This window comes from Halobellus inordinatus, from assembly GCF_024498335.1.
Taxonomy (GTDB): Archaea; Halobacteriota; Halobacteria; order Halobacteriales; family Haloferacaceae; genus Haloquadratum; species Haloquadratum inordinatus.
This window is the reverse complement of record NZ_CP101825.1, coordinates 1,790,982-1,808,382: the sequence shown is the minus strand read 5'-3', so window position 1 is coordinate 1,808,382 and position 17,401 is coordinate 1,790,982. Positions and strand designations below refer to the sequence as shown.

Annotated in this window: 13 protein-coding genes; 7 read left to right on the top strand and 6 right to left on the bottom strand. The window is 62.5% G+C overall.

From position 1 onward, the window contains the following. Positions 1-37: 37 nt before the first annotated feature. Positions 38-424, bottom strand: a complete 387-nt coding sequence (locus tag NO362_RS09305) for a VOC family protein (protein ID WP_256545009.1) — start codon at positions 422-424, stop codon at positions 38-40. A gap of 108 nt (positions 425-532) precedes the next feature. On the opposite strand from NO362_RS09305, the gene NO362_RS09300 reads away from it, so the two are divergent. After that, positions 533-1,315 carry a 2-keto-4-pentenoate hydratase gene (locus NO362_RS09300; RefSeq protein WP_256290333.1) on the top strand — a complete coding sequence of 261 codons (783 nt, stop codon included), beginning with the start codon at positions 533-535 and terminating at the stop codon, positions 1,313-1,315. A gap of 29 nt (positions 1,316-1,344) precedes the next feature. Here the strand turns inward: NO362_RS09300 and NO362_RS09295 are convergent, their stop codons facing one another. After that, a complete protein-coding gene (locus NO362_RS09295) occupies positions 1,345-2,286 on the bottom strand; it encodes a VOC family protein (protein WP_256290332.1) in 942 nt (313 codons plus the stop codon). A gap of 200 nt (positions 2,287-2,486) precedes the next feature. Here NO362_RS09295 and NO362_RS09290 point away from each other — a divergent pair, with 200 nt between their 5' ends. After that, entirely contained in the window at positions 2,487-3,533 is a 1,047-nt protein-coding gene (locus tag NO362_RS09290) for a VOC family protein (RefSeq protein ID WP_256545008.1), read from the top strand. Between the two features lie 151 nt (positions 3,534-3,684). Here the strand turns inward: NO362_RS09290 and NO362_RS09285 are convergent, their stop codons facing one another. From NO362_RS09285 to NO362_RS09270, 4 genes are all read right to left on the bottom strand, one after another. Further along, on the bottom strand, positions 3,685-5,355 hold the full coding sequence (locus NO362_RS09285; protein WP_256545007.1) for an aldehyde ferredoxin oxidoreductase family protein: 1,671 nt from the start codon (positions 5,353-5,355) through the stop codon (positions 3,685-3,687). A 96-nt stretch (positions 5,356-5,451) separates the two neighbouring features. Continuing rightward, complete coding sequence (locus tag NO362_RS09280) at positions 5,452-6,849, bottom strand: SLC13 family permease (RefSeq protein WP_256545006.1); 1,398 nt, start codon at positions 6,847-6,849, stop codon at positions 5,452-5,454. An 862-nt stretch (positions 6,850-7,711) separates the two neighbouring features. After that, positions 7,712-8,329: a rod-determining factor RdfA gene (gene rdfA / locus NO362_RS09275; RefSeq protein WP_256290678.1), complete on the bottom strand. Its 618-nt coding sequence runs from the start codon at positions 8,327-8,329 to the stop codon at positions 7,712-7,714. A 58-nt stretch (positions 8,330-8,387) separates the two neighbouring features. Continuing rightward, positions 8,388-10,334, bottom strand: a complete 1,947-nt coding sequence (locus NO362_RS09270) for an archaea-specific SMC-related protein (protein ID WP_256545005.1) — start codon at positions 10,332-10,334, stop codon at positions 8,388-8,390. A 791-nt stretch (positions 10,335-11,125) separates the two neighbouring features. Between NO362_RS09270 and NO362_RS09265 the strand changes: the two genes are divergently transcribed. From NO362_RS09265 to NO362_RS09245, 5 genes are all read left to right on the top strand, one after another. After that, positions 11,126-11,887, top strand: coding sequence for an IclR family transcriptional regulator (locus NO362_RS09265; protein WP_256290676.1), 762 nt, complete (start codon positions 11,126-11,128; stop codon positions 11,885-11,887). Between the two features lie 223 nt (positions 11,888-12,110). Then, entirely contained in the window at positions 12,111-14,057 is a 1,947-nt protein-coding gene (locus tag NO362_RS09260; protein WP_256545004.1) for a 3-hydroxyacyl-CoA dehydrogenase/enoyl-CoA hydratase family protein, read from the top strand. A gap of 1 nt (position 14,058) precedes the next feature. Next, positions 14,059-15,252, top strand: a complete 1,194-nt coding sequence (locus NO362_RS09255; protein ID WP_256545003.1) for a thiolase C-terminal domain-containing protein — start codon at positions 14,059-14,061, stop codon at positions 15,250-15,252. Further along, positions 15,249-15,749 (top strand): Zn-ribbon domain-containing OB-fold protein, encoded by a 501-nt coding sequence (locus NO362_RS09250; protein WP_256290674.1) that lies wholly within the window; start codon positions 15,249-15,251, stop codon positions 15,747-15,749. The genes NO362_RS09255 and NO362_RS09250 overlap by 4 nt, the downstream gene beginning before the upstream one ends. After that, positions 15,746-17,371 (top strand): long-chain fatty acid--CoA ligase, encoded by a 1,626-nt coding sequence (locus NO362_RS09245; protein ID WP_256545002.1) that lies wholly within the window; start codon positions 15,746-15,748, stop codon positions 17,369-17,371. The genes NO362_RS09250 and NO362_RS09245 overlap by 4 nt, the downstream gene beginning before the upstream one ends. Positions 17,372-17,401: the final 30 nt, after the last annotated feature.

The window sequence follows — 17,401 nt, the reverse complement described above, 5'->3', positions numbered from 1 at the left end:
TACGGCGAGAGTCTCTGAACAGTTACGATAATCCCTATTAGAGATCTTCTCGCGGCTCGACCAGTTCGATCACGTGCCCGTCCGGGTCCGTGATGAAGGCGACGCGCGCGCTCGCGCCCGTGGAGTCGAGCGGGCCGCGGAGCAGTTCTGTCTCGGTCTCCTCTTGCAGGCGCTCGACCTCCGCGTCGGTGTCGTCGACTTCGAGCGCGAGGTGGTCGAAGCGGGCGCGGCTCTGCTCGCCGAGGTCGTGACCGGGCTTGTGCTTGAACTGGATCTCGGCGTCGCTCTCGCCGCGGACGTAGACGTTTCGGGCGTCGTCGCCGCCGACGAACTCGTTGGTCTTCTCTAGGCCGAGCGCGCCGACGTAGAAGTCGAGCGTCTCGTCGATGTCCGATACCCAAATCGCGCTGTGAATCACGTCCATACTCCAAGGCGGGGCAGGCGTCGACATAAATCACGGGGGTCAGCGTTCGCGGCCCGCGTTCGGATGCCGGACACCAACCTATTTGATGCCCGACTCAGTAGCGAGCATATGGCAGTTCCAGCAGAAACCCGCGAGGAGTTGGCCGAATCGCTCTACACGGCGCTTCGGACGCAGTCGCCGATCGATCGCCTCACTGCGGACCACGAACTGACGAAGTCGGACGCCTACGACATCCAGACGCGACTCGTCGAGCGCCGTCTCGACGACGGGGCAGAGATCGTCGGCCACAAGATCGGCCTGACGAGCGACGGTATTCAGGAACAACTCGGCGTCGAGGAGCCCGACTTCGGCCGCCTCCTCGATACGATGTTCGTCGCGGGGCGAGAGATCCCCGGCGACGAACTCCTCCAGCCGCGGGTCGAACCCGAGATCGGGTTCGTTATGGAGGAGTCGCTCTCGCCGCCGGTGACGTATCTGGACGTGCTCGACGCGACCAGTTCGGTGCTGCCTGTCGTCGAGGTCATCGACAGCCGCGTCCGCGACTGGGACATCCGGATCCAGGACACGATCGCAGACAACGCCTCCTCAGCGCTGTACGTCACGGGCGAGCAGACGACGGTTCCCGATCAGGATCTCTCGCTCGAAGGCGTCAAGCTCTACAAGAACGGTACGCTCGAATCGTCCGGCGTGGGTGCGGCCGTGCTCGATCACCCCGCCCGCTCGGTCGCGTGGCTCGCGAACACCCTCGCAGACTTAGACGAGCAGATCGAAGCCGGTCATCTCGTCTTGAGCGGGTCGCTGACACCGGCCGTCGATCTCGCGCCGGGCGACGTGATCTCCGTCGAGTTCTCCTCGATCGGTACGGTCAACGCCCGACTCAGCGACGAATAAAAGACGGCGAGGTTCGCGGGCGCGCGACGCTATTCGGTGTACGGGATGCCGCCGAGGCTGTACTGCGTGCCGAACCACTGGTGGTCGGATTCCGATCCGATTTCCTCCTGCCAGACGACGGTCTCCCAGTCGGGCTCGAAGTTGAGATAGCCCGGCCCGGCGAACAGTTCGAGACGGATGCCACTGGCGGGGTCCTTGACGTAGAGGTAGTTCGCGTTCGTGATGGCGTGCTTGCCGGGGCCGCCGTCGATCTCGATGTTGTTCTCCGAGAGGATGTCGGCGGCGTCCCACAGATCCTGCAGGTGATCGAGGTGGTAGGCGATGTGGTGGAACTCGTGTTTCTCCTCTTCGAGTCGGTGGACCGCGATGTCGTGCGGCAGCGGCGTCGTAGCGTGCCACCAACCCCAGGTCGTGCCGTCCTCGGATTTGAAGACCTCGTTCAGTCCCATCCCGAACTCTTCTTCGAAGAGCTGTGAGGTCTTCTCGGGCTGTCCGTCCTGCACGTGGGTGTGGTCGATCCGCTGGGGGTACACGCGGTTCGCGTACTCGGGGCTGTAGCGCCGCATCGGGATCTTCGAGCGCTGTTCTCCGTCGATATCGGGTTTGTCCATCTCGTAGTAGATCTCGAAGCGGTGCCCCGCCGGGAGCTCGAACATAATCGAGTCGCCGATGCCCGCCTCGTGACCGTCTTCGGTCCACGTGACGTCCATCCCGAGTTCTTCCAGTCGCTCTGCGTACTCCTCGACGGATTCGGGGTTCTGCGCGCGGAACGCGATATGATCGACGGCGCCTTTCTCGCCCTCGGTGAGGCTCATCGTGTGGTGCTCGTAATCCCGGAGCGCACAGAGATATGCGGTGTCGTCCTCCCGTTCGACGACCTTCATACCCATCAGGTCGCGGAAGAACCACAACGATTCCTCGAGATCGGGCGTCTCGAACGCTATGTGTCCAAGTTTGGCAAGTTCTGCCATACTGTGTATCAGTTTTGCAGTTCTGTTATATACATTTTTCTAAGACTGCGGCGAGTGCGTCGGTTCGGTGCGGCTGTCGACGACTGAGCCCACGGTTTGGAACGCGCCGGGAGGCCGTCGAACCTTTGTGCGAGTCCGCTGTTTGTGATTTACTGAGAATCACCGAATTATTTATTATGTATGATGCGCTCTCCGCGTGTATGGGTATTGCGACCCTTGCACACGCAGAGCTGTACTGCCCAGACCTCGAAGCGTCGCTCGAACACTTCCGCGACACGATGGGAATGTACGTCCGCCACGAGGAGGACGACGCCTACTACCTCGCCGCCTACGGCGACTGGCAGGACTACACGCTCATCCTTCGCGAGGGCGACGAGTGGGGCTGCAACCACGTCGCCTGGATGCTCGAAGACGAAGACGACTTCGAGGTACTACAACAGCGCATCGAAGACTCCGGCTACGACACCGAGTGGGCCGACGAGGACAAAGAACCCGGCCAGGGCCGCGCGCTCAAGTTCGACTACCCCGGCGAGACCCCCGAGTACTTCGAACTCGTCTACGACGTCGACCGCGCCTTCGACACGGTCAAAGAAGAAAACCGCGCCCGACTCAAAAACCAACCCGCGCGCAAACCCGAACGCGGTGCCGGACTCCGACGCATCGACCACGTGAACTTCAACGTCACCAACGTCCCCGAGTGCGTCGAGTGGTTCGAGGACGTCCTGGACTTCAACCTCCGCGAGGAGGGCGTCGACCCCGAGGGCAACCAGGTCGGCGCGTGGCTCAGCGTCTCCCCGCTCGTCCACGAAATCGCGTTCGTGAACGCACCCCCGGACGCGAACGTCAACGACAAGATCGACCACGTGGCCTACTATATGGACGGCGGCCAGTCGGGCGAACTCGAACGCGCGGCGGACCTGCTTCGTGAGCGCGGCATCGAGATGGTCGGCGGCCCCGCCCGCCACGGCGTGAGTCAAGCGCACTTCAACTACTACGTCGAACCCTCTGGCAACAAGATCGAGATCTTTGCAGGCGGGTACCTCATCTTCGACCCTGACTGGGAGACGATCACCTGGACGCCCGAAGACGGCTCGGACACGTTCGTCTGGTGGGGCGGCAAAGCCGGCTCACACGCCCGCCGCCAGTACGACTTCGTCCCCACCGACGAAGACGACTGGAGTGATCAGGAAAGCCACCACCTCCGCGAGCGCTACCAGTCGATGGAGCCCGAAGCAGCCGACGACTGAACGAGGACTCCCGAATCCAGCGTCTGTCCATTTTCGTCGTCACAGAGCGATGTCCCTGCGAGCATCCGGGACGTGTCTATTTGGTAGAGACGCCTTCAGACAGCGCCGTTGATGCTCATAAAACAAGAGAAGAAAGACGCGGGAGACGAGCTCAGTCCGCTTGCGCGTACTCGGAGACGAGGTCGCCGGGGACGACGCCGTCGTCCGTCCAGCCGCGGTGGTCGTAGTACTCCTGGATCGAGGACTCCAGATCGGGCAGGTCGTAGGGGAGCGTGTCGTCGTCGGCGTCGCGGCCGCGCTGATTGCTGAAGTGCCGTTCGAGGTTCACGACCCGATCGCCGACCGCGAGCAGGTCCTCGTAGTCCACGTCGAAGAGCGCCTCGAAGATCTCCTCTTCGATGACGCGACCGAGACCGAACTGACAGAGGACGGCGCTGTCGCGGACGGCGTTGCGGTTCTCGTTGTCGATGATGAACTCCGCTTTGCCGGCGGTGCCCTCCGCGGGGATGACGTCGTTGTACTCGGCGATCATCGTCGTCGAGTACATATGGTCGGCGCCGCGGTTCGAGACGGCGTAGGAGAGCCCCTGACCGTGGACGACGCGGCCGTCGTGGGCGGCGAAGTCCATTCCCTTCACGGTCCAGTTGTCGACGCCGAGGTCCTCGTAGATGCGGTCGATGCCCTCTGCGAGTGTGTCGCCGACGCCCTCGCGGTAGGCGATCTTCTCGACGAGTTCGTGAATCAGTTCGACGTTGCCGAACTCGTCCTCGCTGGCGAGGTACGCGGCGATGGTGTTGCCGCAGGAGATGGTGTCCATCCCGAGGTCGTCGCACATATCGTTGGACTTCATCACGTCGACGATGTCGTCGACGCCGGAGTTGCTGCCGAAGGCCATAATCGTCTCGAACTCCGGCCCTTCGGTCTCCAGCCCACTCGCCTCGTCGCGGGTCGGGAGCTTACACGCGAACGCGCACACCGAACAGGCCGCCTTCTTGTACTTCTTCTCCTCGACGCGGTCGCCGTTGATCTTCTCGGCGTTCTCGAAGGAGAGCTCCGAGAAGTATCGCGTCGGCAGCGAGAAGTTGTCGTTGAGGATCTGGACGAGATGAGTCGTCCCCTGCCGGCGGAAGATGTCGTCGCTGGTCGCGGCCTGGCGGTGAACGTCCATCTGGACGTCCTCGTTGGGCATCTCGATCTCGGGCGCGGAGTCGCCCTCGAACGTGAGACACTTGACGTTCTTCGAGCCCAGGATCGCGCCGAGTCCGCCGCGACCGAAGGCGCGCTCGTCGTAGGTCATCGCCGAGGCGAACCGGACCTCGTTTTCGCCCGCCGGACCGATCGTCACGAGGTTCTCGCTCTCGAGGCCGTAGCGCTCGTTCATCGCCTCCGTGACCTCGGGAACGGTCGCGCCTTCCAGTTCGGGGACGGCCTCGAACTCGACGCCGTCGTCGCGGACGTGCACGGCGAGGAGTTCGTCGCTCGCGCCCGCGACCTCGACGACCGAGTGACCGGTGCCGACGAAGTTCCGCGAGAGGTAGCCGCCGGCGTTCGAGGAGAGGATCCCGTCGGTGAGCGGCGAAAGGCCGGTCAGATTCATCCGCCCCGTGAAGCTCATCGAGGACTGCTGGAGCGGCCCGGAGGCGAGGTAGACCCGGTTCTCCGGGCCGAGGGGATCCGCGTCGTAGGGGATCCGGTCGTGCGCCAACTTGGTCGAGACGCCGCGACCGCCGATGAACTCCGAGAGTTCCTCGTCGATGTTCGTCGTCTCCGCTGTGCGGTCGCCGACGTCGACCGTCAGCAGCGATCCGTGTGCGTGTAGCATCGTACGCAAATACGCAAGCGAATACAAAAACCCGTCGCCCACGGATCGCGAGCGGTGTTCACGCGCACGCTGCCGTCACGTGCTTGCGTCCGTCACTCACCCGGCCATCGCCAGGATTCCGAGTTGGATCGGCACCAAGAGGAGAATCGTCGCGAGCGTGACCGCGGAGACGACGCGGATCAGTTCTCGCGCCTCGACGATTTCGTACGCTAAGATGACGACGAGGACAGCCGACTGATAGGGGAAGAACGGCATCTGGAGCGCAACCGCTTCCGTCAACGTGATCGGTACGACTGGGAGGCCCGCATCGGCGGCGAACGCGACGACGACGGGCGTCACGACGCTCGCAGCGGCCAAGCCGCTGATGACGAACATCAGCCCCACCGTAAACAAAAAGACGATCGCGAGCACCGCAAAAAGCGGTGCCTCAGTCGGGACGATGGTCAGGAGGCGTTCGGCGAGTGCGGACGCGACGTTCGTCCGAGTCAGCCCCTCGCCGATCGCCAGCACGGCGGCGATGAAGAACAGGATCGAGAAGTCGATATCGCCGACGGTGTCCTCGAAGTCCGCGATGCCGACTCCCGGGAGAAACGCGAGCACCGCTACGAACATCGCGCCGTACACCGGGTGCAGTCCGTGGAACACGTCAGTCACCCAGAGGGCGACGCCCGCCAGGAGGAACGCGAGCATCCGGCGTTCGGCACCCGTCATCGACCGCAACGTCGACGTCTGTTCCTCGATCGTCCAGTCGGCCTGCGGCCGATAGAGCGCGTAGACGACGCCGAGGATCACGAGCAGTCGACCGACGCCCATCACGGGAAAGAGCAGGACGAACCACTCGGTCCAGGCGATCGACGTCCCCGTGATAGACTCGAAGATCCCGAGCACGACGATGTTCGGCGAGCCACCGGTGAGCACCGCGACGGTCCCGAGATACGTGATCAGAATCGGCCCGAAGAACAGCCCGAGCTTCGCGTCCCGGGCGTCGAACCGGTCGCCGACTTCGAGTGCGACCGGCGCGAGGACGAGCACGCGGACGATCCCGACCGGGATCACGAGGACGAGCGCGAGTCCGGCGAGCGACAGGCCGGCCAGCAAGCGACGGTACGTCCGGACCGGATGCGCAGCGGAGTCCTCGACCGTGACGCGGTGGACGATCCAGCGGCCCGTCCACTCGGCGAGTCCGCTCCGCCGGGTCGCCTCGCCCATCACGAGACCGAACGCGATGAGCCACGTCGCAGGCGAGCGGAACCCCGAGAGAGCGAGGTCGAGCGAGAACGCGAGGCCGACGAGTCCGAGACAGAGTACGCCGGTGTAGGCGGGCGAAATGAGGTTTCCGATCCACAGCGCGATGCAGAACGCGGTAATGGCGAGCATCGTCGCCCCTGCGGGATCGAACGGCGCTCCGAGCCGCACGCCCGCCGCCGCGACGAGCCCGATCGGGACCGACAGGGCCGCGCGGTCACGAACGATAGCGGTAGCGACGTTCGTCATCGCCGCGCTGTGCCCCCCGCCGCTGGCTCCCGTTTCAACACGGATGAGTTATCGACGATCGGTTGTATATATGTTCGGACTTCGACGTGGTCGACGGCTCCGAATTCGGTGCACGTGACGGGGGCGAACTATTCAAAAACTCTCATTATACACATATTTGTCTTCCGACTGTGTCCCCTGTACACGACTAACGCAGAGAGGGCCGTAGGCCACACCAGATTTCATACGGTCCTCACGAACGACGCCGACCGAACTGACGACCGTACAGCCGTCGTCGATGTCAGACTCGACGTCGGGTAGTGCCGGAGGACGGCGCCGGGAGAACGAGTCTCTGTTCGATCACTGTCTGATTGAAGCATTTACGACGAAAGTAGAGGATTTTCAATGTCAAAACAACTGGCTCAGAGATGGATTTTGGATATTAATTAGATAAATCCGGATTTGGGCACATTTTCTCAAAATGTTAGGGCGCAAGTAGTGGTAGATATTGGTGAATAATTCGCTCATACGCTAACACATTGAATATTCTACTGGAAAATCGATGACGTACCGTCACTGAAAGCACTCGTAACTGCGCCTCGAATAACAGATGTACTGTTGTTTGCATACTCCGATTGGCGTTCAGTCAGCGTCGTGTTCCGAGATTCGTTTTCACATACAGAACTTTCGTATCATACGCACGTCGTCACGAACGTAATTGCACGATAGCGTGATCGGCTGAATAATCACTTTCGAACGCGACGATAGCCGTCCAGGGGGACGCGGAGTCCGACATACGTTCTGCGTTGGGTCGCCGCCGAACTCGAATTTTAGCGCAACCAACCGGAACTCTCTGAGTGCAGGGAGTGAACGACAGTCAGCGTCAGTCGCGCTGACACTCACAGCCGCGCTGTTCGAGGAACTCCGAGATAGAGTACTGTTCGCCGCAGTTCTGACAGAGCACCTGCACGTCCAAGAGCACCTCGAACTCGTCGACGTCGATCCGGCCGGTCTCGCGAAGCTTCTCGATGCGTTCTTCGGTAACCGAGAGCGTCCGCGTCATCAGTCGCTGGATGCTCTGGAGGTCCTTCTCCACTTTCTCCTCGTCGGAGAGTCGCCGGTACTCGGCGTCGCGGTACTCGGTGAGGTACGATCTGATCGCCTGGTAACTGACGAAGTCGGATTCGAGTGCGTCGACGTCGACGCCGTTCTGTTCGAGGCGATTGCGCGTGTCTGTTCTGACACCTGTACTGACGTCATCGTCGGTCAGATTCTCGTACGTCGAGGAGACATCGCTCTCGAGCGCGCTCATTCCGGCGTCGATGAGGGCTTGCTCCAGGAGTCGTTCGTTGAAGTAGTCCGCGAGGTCGCGCAGGCTCGTCCGCTCGACGCCGTCGCCCGTCCAGCGGGCTTCGAGCTCGTCTCCGAGGCCGTCGAGGCCGTATTCGGAGATCAGCCGCGCCACCTTGCTCGATGGTCGATTGTCGGTCGTGTTTGACATTGGGGTTCTTTCGCCGAAGGGTCTGAAAAATGTACTGGGCTGTCGGTCCCGATCGGGCTCAGATCGAAGTCACGCGCGTGAACCGGTCGTCGAGAGCCTGGGCGTCTTCCGGCAGCAGCGCGACGACGAGGAAGTCCGCGTAGTCCGCGAAGTACTCGACGAGCGCGGCGATCCGGTCGGAGTCGATCGCTTCCAGCGAGTCGAGCACCATGAACGGCACCGACTCGTGGAGGTCGTGGACGAGATACCCCGCGAGCGCGAAGATCAGTCCCGTTACCTCTCGTTCGCTCTCCGAGAGGTGGTCGATCGTGTCCTCGTAGGCCGCGCCGTTCTCGGTCGTCCGCACGATGTGCAACTCGAAGCGCGTCTGCCCGTTCGTCGAGCCCGCGTCCTCGATCCGCTCGATCCAGATACGCTCGATGTTCTCATATCCCAACAGGTCGAGGATCGACTCCATATGCTCGTTGAACGAGTCGACCGCTTCGGCCTCGATCTGGTCGATCTTCGTCCGCTGGTCGGTGAGTTCGTCGACGAGTTCCGTGCGCTGTTCCCGGAGGTCGTCCGCGCGCTCGACGTCGGCTTCGATCTCTTCGATCTCGCTCGTCACGTCGTCGAGGTCGGATTCGAGGCTGTCGATCTCGAACTCCAGCTGATTCGCCTCTTTGTGCAGCGTGAGGATCTCGTCGAAGTCCGCCGATTCGAGGCTCTCCACTTCGGACTCCAGAGACTCGACCTCGTCGGTCAGGCCTTCGCGGTTCGCTTTCAGCGCGTCGATCTGCTCGTCACGCCGGTCGAGTTCCGCCTCGATATCGTCGAGTTTGCGTTCGATTTCGGTGCGACGACGCTGCTTCTTGGTCGCCTCTCGCTGCTCCTGTTTCAGCTCTTCGAGCTGGCTTTTGACGTCGTTGAGCGCGTCGACCTTCTCGGTGCGGAGCGATTTCAGCCGGTCGATCGTCGATTCGATCTGCTCGCGCTCGACCGAGGAGCCACAGGTCCAGCAGACGACCGTCTCGGAGTCGGAGTCGACCAACTGGTCGGTGAGCGAGCCGCCGCTCTCCTCGGCGGCCGCGCCCCCGTCCTGCAGCAGTTCGTAGTCCTCGGCTTCGAGGCGCTCTTCGTTGTACTGTATCAGACTGCGGAGTTCGTTGATCTCCGTGTTCAGATCCTGCCGTTCCGTACGGAGCCGATCGATCTCGGATTCGAGGTCCCGGTGGTCGCCCATCGGCGTCTCCGGCAGATCGTCGAGATCCGACTCGAGGTCGCTGCGTTCGCGCTTCAGCGACGAGATGCTCTCCTCTTGGCGCTCGATCTTGCGGCGGATGGTTTCGAGTTCCGAGCGGGTCTGCCGCAGCTCTTGGAGTTTCTCTTCGAGTTCGGCCTGCTCTTTCCGTCCCTGCTCGACGTCCCGGCTGCTGTCGTCGATCTCGTCTTCGAGCTCGGCGAGTTCCTCGCGCTTGTCCTCGATCTTCTCACGGAGGGTGTTGCGCCGCTGTTCGAGTTGCGGGAGGTCGCGCTTTCGCGACTCGATGTTAGCCAACTCGTCGTTGATGTCGCCCTTCTCGGTTTCGAGTCGGCGGATCTCCGCGCGGATCGCGTCGACGTCGACAGGTCGCATAATGACGTCACGAAGCTGGTCGCCACGGGCGGCCGCCTGACGGGCGTCGTTGGTTTCGAGCAGGAATGCGAACAGGTCGGCGACTTCGGGATCGTCGAGGTAGCCGTCGCCCTCGAAGGTGACGTCGTCACCCACTCGCTTGAGCGTTCGCTCGTAAGTGTCGCCGTCGAGCGTCATCTCGACGCGACCCTCGTCCGCGTCGCCTTTCAGAGAGGCCCGCTGGCTCCCCATCGCGCACATAATCGATCGGAGGAAGGAGGTCCGGTTCGTCGCGTTCTTGCCGGTGAGAACCGTCACGCCGGGCGGAATATCGACCTCAGTCTGGTCGATCCCACCGATGTTCTCGACCGAGAAGTGAGCGGAGTCAGTCAGTTGCTCGGATGTAGCCATACCTGTCTTATTTTCTCTTGCGTATATATACTTTGTGTACTATTATCTGGCCCCGGACAGATGCCCTCGTCGGTCTCGTGTCCAATATCGCCGAACAGCGTTGGACGGGCCGGTGCCACACCCAGACCCAAACCGCCGGAATGCGCCGATCAGAGGCGCCGGACAAGAGTGGGACACGTCCTTCGCTCCGGACGTTCCGTCACGGAGAGAATAACAATTGTACTTCCGTTAGGACCCCGCGACAGTGGTGGGGTTAATTTGCTGGCCGACCCGTGGGACGAAACACGATTCCGAGTAATAATTCTCCGCACGTCCTGGCCACGAAAGGTCCACAGCCTTCGCCTCGGTGAACGGCTGACAGTTCGCCGAATCACGTCTACGTTCGGCACGTGAGAGGACCGCGTTCGTTGCCGGACGACCGCAAGCGTCTCATCACCTCTGGCCAGAACGTGTGTCTGAAATGTCCAGCGTGGCGTCTGAGAATGTCGGACGGGATCCTAACTCTATAGTAGCATTTGCAACTGATTGCGCATCTGACCGCACGACAGCGTACGATCGGATGCGTGAGGACTTGCAAATGCTACTATACTTTCTCACACTCAACGCGTCTGCTTTTTTACTATTAGCCGATCCGATTGTCGGGCCACACTGTCTGTTAGTCCTGTCTTAGTACGGAAAAGGAGCCTCTATACAACAGTTTCGCCGCGAGAGTGGCTCCTCTGATTCGACCGACGTACTGTCCGAAATAACCGGTGTCTTTAGGTCCGTCGAGTCTGATGCACAGCGTAAGAATGAGCGACGACACACCACCGCTGAAGACGGTCCAACGAGCGTTCGAGATAATGGAAGTACTCAAAGAGGAGAAACAGGTCGGGGTCGCCGACCTGGCACGACGACTCGATCTCCCGAAGAGCACCGTCCACGACTACCTGCGGACGCTGCGAACGATGGGATACGTGGTCAACGACGACGGTACCTACCGGCTCGGATTCCAACTGCTCGAACTGGGTGGCCAGGTGAAGTACCGGAATCGGCTATTTCACGTCGCTAAACCCGAACTCGAACGTCTGGTGGAAAAGACTGGAGAACAGGCCAGCGTCAACGTCGAAGAGCGGGGCGAATTCGTTATTCTCCACACGGAATTCGGATCGGACTCCCTCCAACTGGGGATCTATCCCGGATTCCGGACACCGATTCACACACACGCGGGCGGCAAAGCCATTCTGGCCCATCTCGGCGAGGAGTCCATCGAGCGCATCATCGAGACGCGCGGGCTACCAGCGCAGACCGCGAACTCGATCACCGATCCCGAAGAACTGACCGCCGAACTCGAAGCAGTCCGCGAGCGGGGATACAGTATCGACCGGGACGAGCAGGTGGTCGGGATGGGCGCGGTGGCGGCACCCGTCCGCGTCGAGGATCGCGTTCTCGGCTCAGTCGGGATCGTCTGTCCGAGCGATCGACTCCTCGACGACGAGCAACGAGACGAGTTCGTCAGAGAGGTCCAAAAGTCTGCGAACATCGTCTCAGTCAACTACCAATACGCGCCCTGAAAGCGTCCGAATATATCGTACGAAGACGAAACAGTACATCTCGCACAAGGTTGGTGTCACTCGCGAACACGCGTGACTGGAGGGCCGTCTTACGACTCCAGTCACCTACTACCGTACGAGATCGGCATATCCTTATCGGCGTACCGATTTCGCCGGCCACTGTTTCCACATTATACTGCAAACCTCCGATAAATTAATTATGGTAGCTCCGAACTATCACTCGATGGACGAAGCAATCGAGAATGTCGCGGTTCTCGGAGCCGGCAATATGGGCCACGGAATCACCGAAGTGGCCGCAATTGCGGGCTACGAGGTCGTGATGCGCGATATCGAAGAAGAACTCGTAGAGGACGGGTACGAGCAGATCGAGTGGAGTCTCGGCAAGCTCGCAGAGAAAAACCAGATCGAAGAGGACGTAGACACCGTCCTCGATCGGATTTCGACGACGGTCGATCTGGAGGCGGCGGTCGCCGATGCCGACCTCGTGATCGAGGCCGCGCCCGAGGATCTCGACATCAAGCGCGACGTCTTCGCGGACGTGGACGCCGCCACTGGTGCGGAGACGATTATGGCGACCAACACGTCGAGTCTCCGGGTCAGCGACATCGCGATGGCCACCGACCGACCCGAGTACGTCTGCGGGATGCACTTTTTCAATCCCCCGGTCAAGATGGACCTCGTCGAAGTCGTCTCCGGCGAACAGACGCGAGCGGACGTCGTCGACGCGGGCATCGAGTTCGTCGAGTCGCTCGAGAAGACGCCGATTCGGGTCCGCAAGGACGTCCCTCAGTTCGTCGTCAACAACGTGCTGACGCCGCTGATGGGCGAAGCCGGGTTTATGCTCGACGAGGGCGACGTCGACATCCAAGACGTCGACGCCGCGATGGTCTTCCAGCGCGGGTACCCGATGGGGCCGTTCGAGCTCAACGACTTCGGCGGCCTCGACATCTTCACCCACACCCGCGACCAGTGGGATATGCCCGTCCCGGATTCGATCCGGTCCCGGGTCGAAGACGACGACCTCGGCCGGAAGACCGGCAAGGGCTTCTACGACTACGAGGACAGTGAGGGCGTCAACTACGAACCCACAGACGGCGAGGGCGTCGACACGCTCCGCATCGAGGCCCGGATGATCAACGAAGCGGCGAAGCTGATCGGTGACGACGTCGCCGACCCCGAGGACATCGACATCGGAATGCGTCTCGGCGGCGGCCTCCCCGAAGGGACCTGCCGGACCGCGGACAAACTCGGGCTCGATCGAGTGGTGGAAAAACTCCGCGACCTCCACGAGCGGACCGGCGCGGAGCGCTACGAGCCGGCCGAGTATCTCGTCGAACTGGTCGAGAACGGCCACACCGGCGAGGACGCCGGGCGGGGCTTCTACGACTACAGCGACGGCGGCCCCTACCACTACGTGAGCCACGAACTGACCGACGAGGGCGTCCTCAACGTCGTCTTCGACCGCGAGGAACGACTCAACGCCTTCTCGACGGATATGTTCGGCGAGGTCAAGCGCCTGCTCGACACCGTCGACGACGAAGAAGTCAGCTGTGTCGTCTTCGAGGGCGCGGGCGACCGCGCGTTCAGTGCCGGCGCGGACATCACCGGCTTCACGACGGCCGAGCCGACGGAACTGGCCACCGTCGACGAGACCGTCGAAGCGATCTACGACTATCCGCGACCGACGATCGCGAAGATCGACGGCTTCTGTCTCGGTGCGGGGCTAGAGATCACGCTCGCGTGCGACCTCCGCTATGCGACCGAAGGCTCCACGCTCGGCAGCCCCGAGATCGACCTCGGACTGATCCCGGGTGGTGGCGGCACCCAGCGGCTCGTCCGCCTCATCGGCGAACCGCGGACGAAGGAGATGGTCTACCGCGGGATGCAGATCTCAGCCGAACGGGCCGAAGACTGGGGCATCCTCAACCGGGCTCTCGACGAGGACGAGTTCGAGGAGACGCTCGACGACGTCGTCTCCGACCTCGCGAACGGCCCGCAGACCGCGCTCGAAGTGGCAAAGCGCGTCATCACCGAGGGGCAGAACGCGAGCCTCAAGACTGGAATCGCGATGGAGAGTCAGGCCTTCGGACTGCTCGCGACCACCGACGATATGCTCGAAGGGGTCGCGGCGTTCAACCAGGATCGAGAGCCGGACTTCGGGGGTGACTGAGATGACGCGTAACGTCGGCATCGTCGGCGGCGGCCACGCGAAGTGGGGCGTCCGCGAGGCGAGCTACAAGGACCTCATTCAGGAGGCCGGCAAGGCGACGTTCGATGACGTCCCAGATGTGGGACCGAAAGACATCGAAGGACTGTTCGTCGGCTCCGTCCAGCCCGAGCGGTTCGCTTTCCAGACGCACGTCGCGCCGATGGTGGCGGAACTCCTCGGCGTCGACGTCGACAGTATGATCGCGCGGACCGAACTCGCGTGCGCGAGCGGGCAGGCCGCGCTGCGCTACGCCTGGCTGGCGATCGCGTCCGGGCAACTCGACACCGCGCTCGTGCTCGGCGTCGAGAAGATGAACCTCCCGCGAGAGCATATGGCCGAGACGCAGGCCAGTATGACGAACGTGATGGACCGGGAGTTCGACGGCGTCAACGGGCTGAACGCGCCGCCGTACTTCGCGATGATCGCCCAGCGGCATATGCACGAGTACGACACCACGCGCGAACAGATGGCGCGCGTCAGCGCGAAGAACAAGAGCCACGCCGCCCACAACGAGTTCGCGCACTACCAAAAGGAGATATCCGTCGACGACGTCGTCGACTCCTTCGAGTTGTCGCCGCCGCTGTGTCTGTACGACTGCAGCGGCGTCACCGACGGCGCGGCCGGGCTGATCCTAATGAGCGAAGAGAAAGCCCGAGAGGTGACAGACGAGGCCGCCTGGATCACGGGCAGCGGTCAGGCGTGTATGGCGAGCAACTCCATCAACAATCTCCCGTCGATGTCGGCGTGGCCGCAGGCGACGACCGCCGCAGAGCAGGCCTACGAACAGGCCGGGATCGACGACCCGCTCGCCGAACTCGACGTCGCGGAGGTCCACGATTGCTTCACGATCAGCGAGATCATCGAGTACGAAGACCTCGGCTGGGTCGAGAAGGGCGAAGGCGGACAGTTCATCGAGGACGGCCGCAGCGAACTCGACGGCGACATCGGCGTCAATCCGCGCGGCGGGCTGCTCGGCTGCGGGCACCCGCTGGGCGCGACCGGCGTCTCACAGGCGCTCGAAATCTTCAATCAATTCCGCGGAACCGTCGAGGACGAACGGCAGGTGCCGGACCCCGAGGCCGGACTCATCCACAACCTCAGCGGCAGCGCCTCGGTGCACAGCGTGATGACTCTCGCGCGAGGGCGACCACAATGAGCGACGAAAACCACAACGACCACGGGACGGACAGAGACGTCGTCGAGATTCCGGAGACGATCGAGCTACCGCGACTGCTCGACTTCTACGAGCTGCAGGACGAGGCGAACACGGAGATCCACGAGTTCTACGACAATCTCCGCGACGGCCAGTTGACGACGACGCAGTGTCGGGACTGCGGCGACCTGCAGTTCCCGCCCCGGATCGTCTGTCCGGAGTGCCAGAGCGACGATCTCGAATACGTGGACCTGCCACACGAGGGGACGCTGTTCGCGTTCTCGACGCTTCGCGCGGGCGCGCCGATCGGGATGGAAGACGACGTACCGTTCGTCGTCGGCGTCGTCGACATCGGCGACGTGCGCCTGTCGGCCCGCATCGACGACGCGGAGTACGACGACCTCGAAATCGGCGACCCCGTGCAGTTGAAGATCGTCGACATCGACGGCCCGACCGACCAGGAACGAGTGTTCTACCGATTCGAGCCCGCAGAGCAATGAAGGACTACGAGCTCACGATCACGAAGTTCCTGCAACGCGCGGTCGATCTCTTCGACCACAAAGAGATCGTCTCGAAGCTCTCAGACGGCTCGCTCCACCGGTACACCTACGCGGACGCCTACGAGCGCATCTGCCAGCTCGCGCACGCACTCGACGACTACGGTCTCGACCTCGGTGATCGCGTGTCGGTGATGGCGGTCAACCACTACCGCCACTACGAACTGTACTTCGGACCCTCCTGCAGCGGCCGGAGCATCCACACGACGAACCACCGGCTGCCGGAACACCACCTCGTCGAGATCATCAACGAGGCCGAGGACAAGATGCTGTTCGTCGACCCCGCGTTCCTCGACACGGTCGAGGCCATCGCCGACGACCTCGAAACCGTCGAGCAGTACGTCGTCATCGACGACGAGGTGCCCGAGACCTCGCTGGAATCGGTCGTCGACTACGAGTCGTTCATCGCGGGCTACGACACCGAGTACGACTGGCCCGAACTCGACGAAGAGCGCGAGTTCGCGCTGTGTTACACTTCGGGAACGACGGGCCTCCCGAAGGGCGTCCAGTACCGCCACCGGCGGATGTTCCTGCACACGCTGGTCCACGGCCACGTCGACGTCTTCGGCGTCGGCGAGAACGACACGGTGATGCCGGTCGTGCCGATGTTCCACGTCAACGGCTGGGGCTTCCCGTACTCGGCGACGTTCTACGGGTCGAAGCTGGTCTTACCGGGGCAACACACCGGCCCCCAGGACGTCGCCGACCTCATCGACGCCGAGGACGTGACGGCCGCGGCCGCGGTCCCGACGATCTGGATCGAGATGGACAGTTACCTCGAATCCGTCGCAGGCGAACCGCTCGACAGCTTAGACCGCGTGCTGACAGGCGGGAGCGCCCCGCCGGCGTCGCTGATGCAGAAGTACGAGGAAGTGTACGAGGCGCCCATCTACCAGGGCTACGGGATGACAGAGGCCTCGCCGCACCTAGCGAACACTTTCGAGACGACGGAGATGCAGGACCTCCCAGAGGAGAAGCGCTACGAACTCAAGCGGAAGGCTGGGATCCCCGCGCCGGGTGCGCGCATACGCCTGCGGACCCAGGACGGCGATCCCGTTCCGCACGACGGGGAGACGCCGGGCGAGATCCACGCGCGGTCGCCGTGGCTCACCGACGGCTACTTCGAGCGCCCCGACGCGAACGCGAACTCGTTCACCGACGACGGGTGGTTCAAGACGGGCGACGTCGGCACGATCGACGAGTACGGCTACCTCGACATCGTCGACCGCATCGACGACGCGATCAAGAGCGGCGGCGAGTGGATCTCCTCGGTCGAGCTAGAGAACTCGCTCATCGACGCCGACGGCGTCGCCGAGGCGGCCGTCGTCAGCGTGCCGCACGAGAAGTGGCAGGAACGGCCGGTCGCGTTCGTCGTGACCGAAGATCCAGCCGTCGACGAGGAGTCACTGCGGGAACACCTGCTCGACACGTTCCCGAAGTGGTGGCTCCCGGACGTCTTCCGGTTCGTCGACGAGATTCCCAAGACCACGACGCACAAGTTCGACAAGAAGGACCTCCGCGAGCAGTTCATTGAGACAGAGGGTGAACTCCCGCTCGACGAGTGATAGAAAGTACACGAAAATAGATTACGAATA

Coding starts and splice junctions, on each gene's coding strand:
- NO362_RS09260 (WP_256545004.1), top strand. CDS start 12,111: ATGGACGAAGCAATCGAGAATGTCGCGGTTCTCGGAGCCGGCAATATG.
- NO362_RS09300 (WP_256290333.1), top strand. CDS start 533: ATGGCAGTTCCAGCAGAAACCCGCGAGGAGTTGGCCGAATCGCTCTAC.
- NO362_RS09280 (WP_256545006.1), bottom strand. CDS start 6,849: ATGACGAACGTCGCTACCGCTATCGTTCGTGACCGCGCGGCCCTGTCG.
- NO362_RS09255 (WP_256545003.1), top strand. CDS start 14,059: ATGACGCGTAACGTCGGCATCGTCGGCGGCGGCCACGCGAAGTGGGGC.
- rdfA (WP_256290678.1), bottom strand. CDS start 8,329: ATGTCAAACACGACCGACAATCGACCATCGAGCAAGGTGGCGCGGCTG.
- NO362_RS09270 (WP_256545005.1), bottom strand. CDS start 10,334: ATGGCTACATCCGAGCAACTGACTGACTCCGCTCACTTCTCGGTCGAG.
- NO362_RS09250 (WP_256290674.1), top strand. CDS start 15,249: ATGAGCGACGAAAACCACAACGACCACGGGACGGACAGAGACGTCGTC.
- NO362_RS09305 (WP_256545009.1), bottom strand. CDS start 424: ATGGACGTGATTCACAGCGCGATTTGGGTATCGGACATCGACGAGACG.
- NO362_RS09295 (WP_256290332.1), bottom strand. CDS start 2,286: ATGGCAGAACTTGCCAAACTTGGACACATAGCGTTCGAGACGCCCGAT.
- NO362_RS09265 (WP_256290676.1), top strand. CDS start 11,126: ATGAGCGACGACACACCACCGCTGAAGACGGTCCAACGAGCGTTCGAG.
- NO362_RS09245 (WP_256545002.1), top strand. CDS start 15,746: ATGAAGGACTACGAGCTCACGATCACGAAGTTCCTGCAACGCGCGGTC.
- NO362_RS09285 (WP_256545007.1), bottom strand. CDS start 5,355: ATGCTACACGCACACGGATCGCTGCTGACGGTCGACGTCGGCGACCGC.
- NO362_RS09290 (WP_256545008.1), top strand. CDS start 2,487: ATGGGTATTGCGACCCTTGCACACGCAGAGCTGTACTGCCCAGACCTC.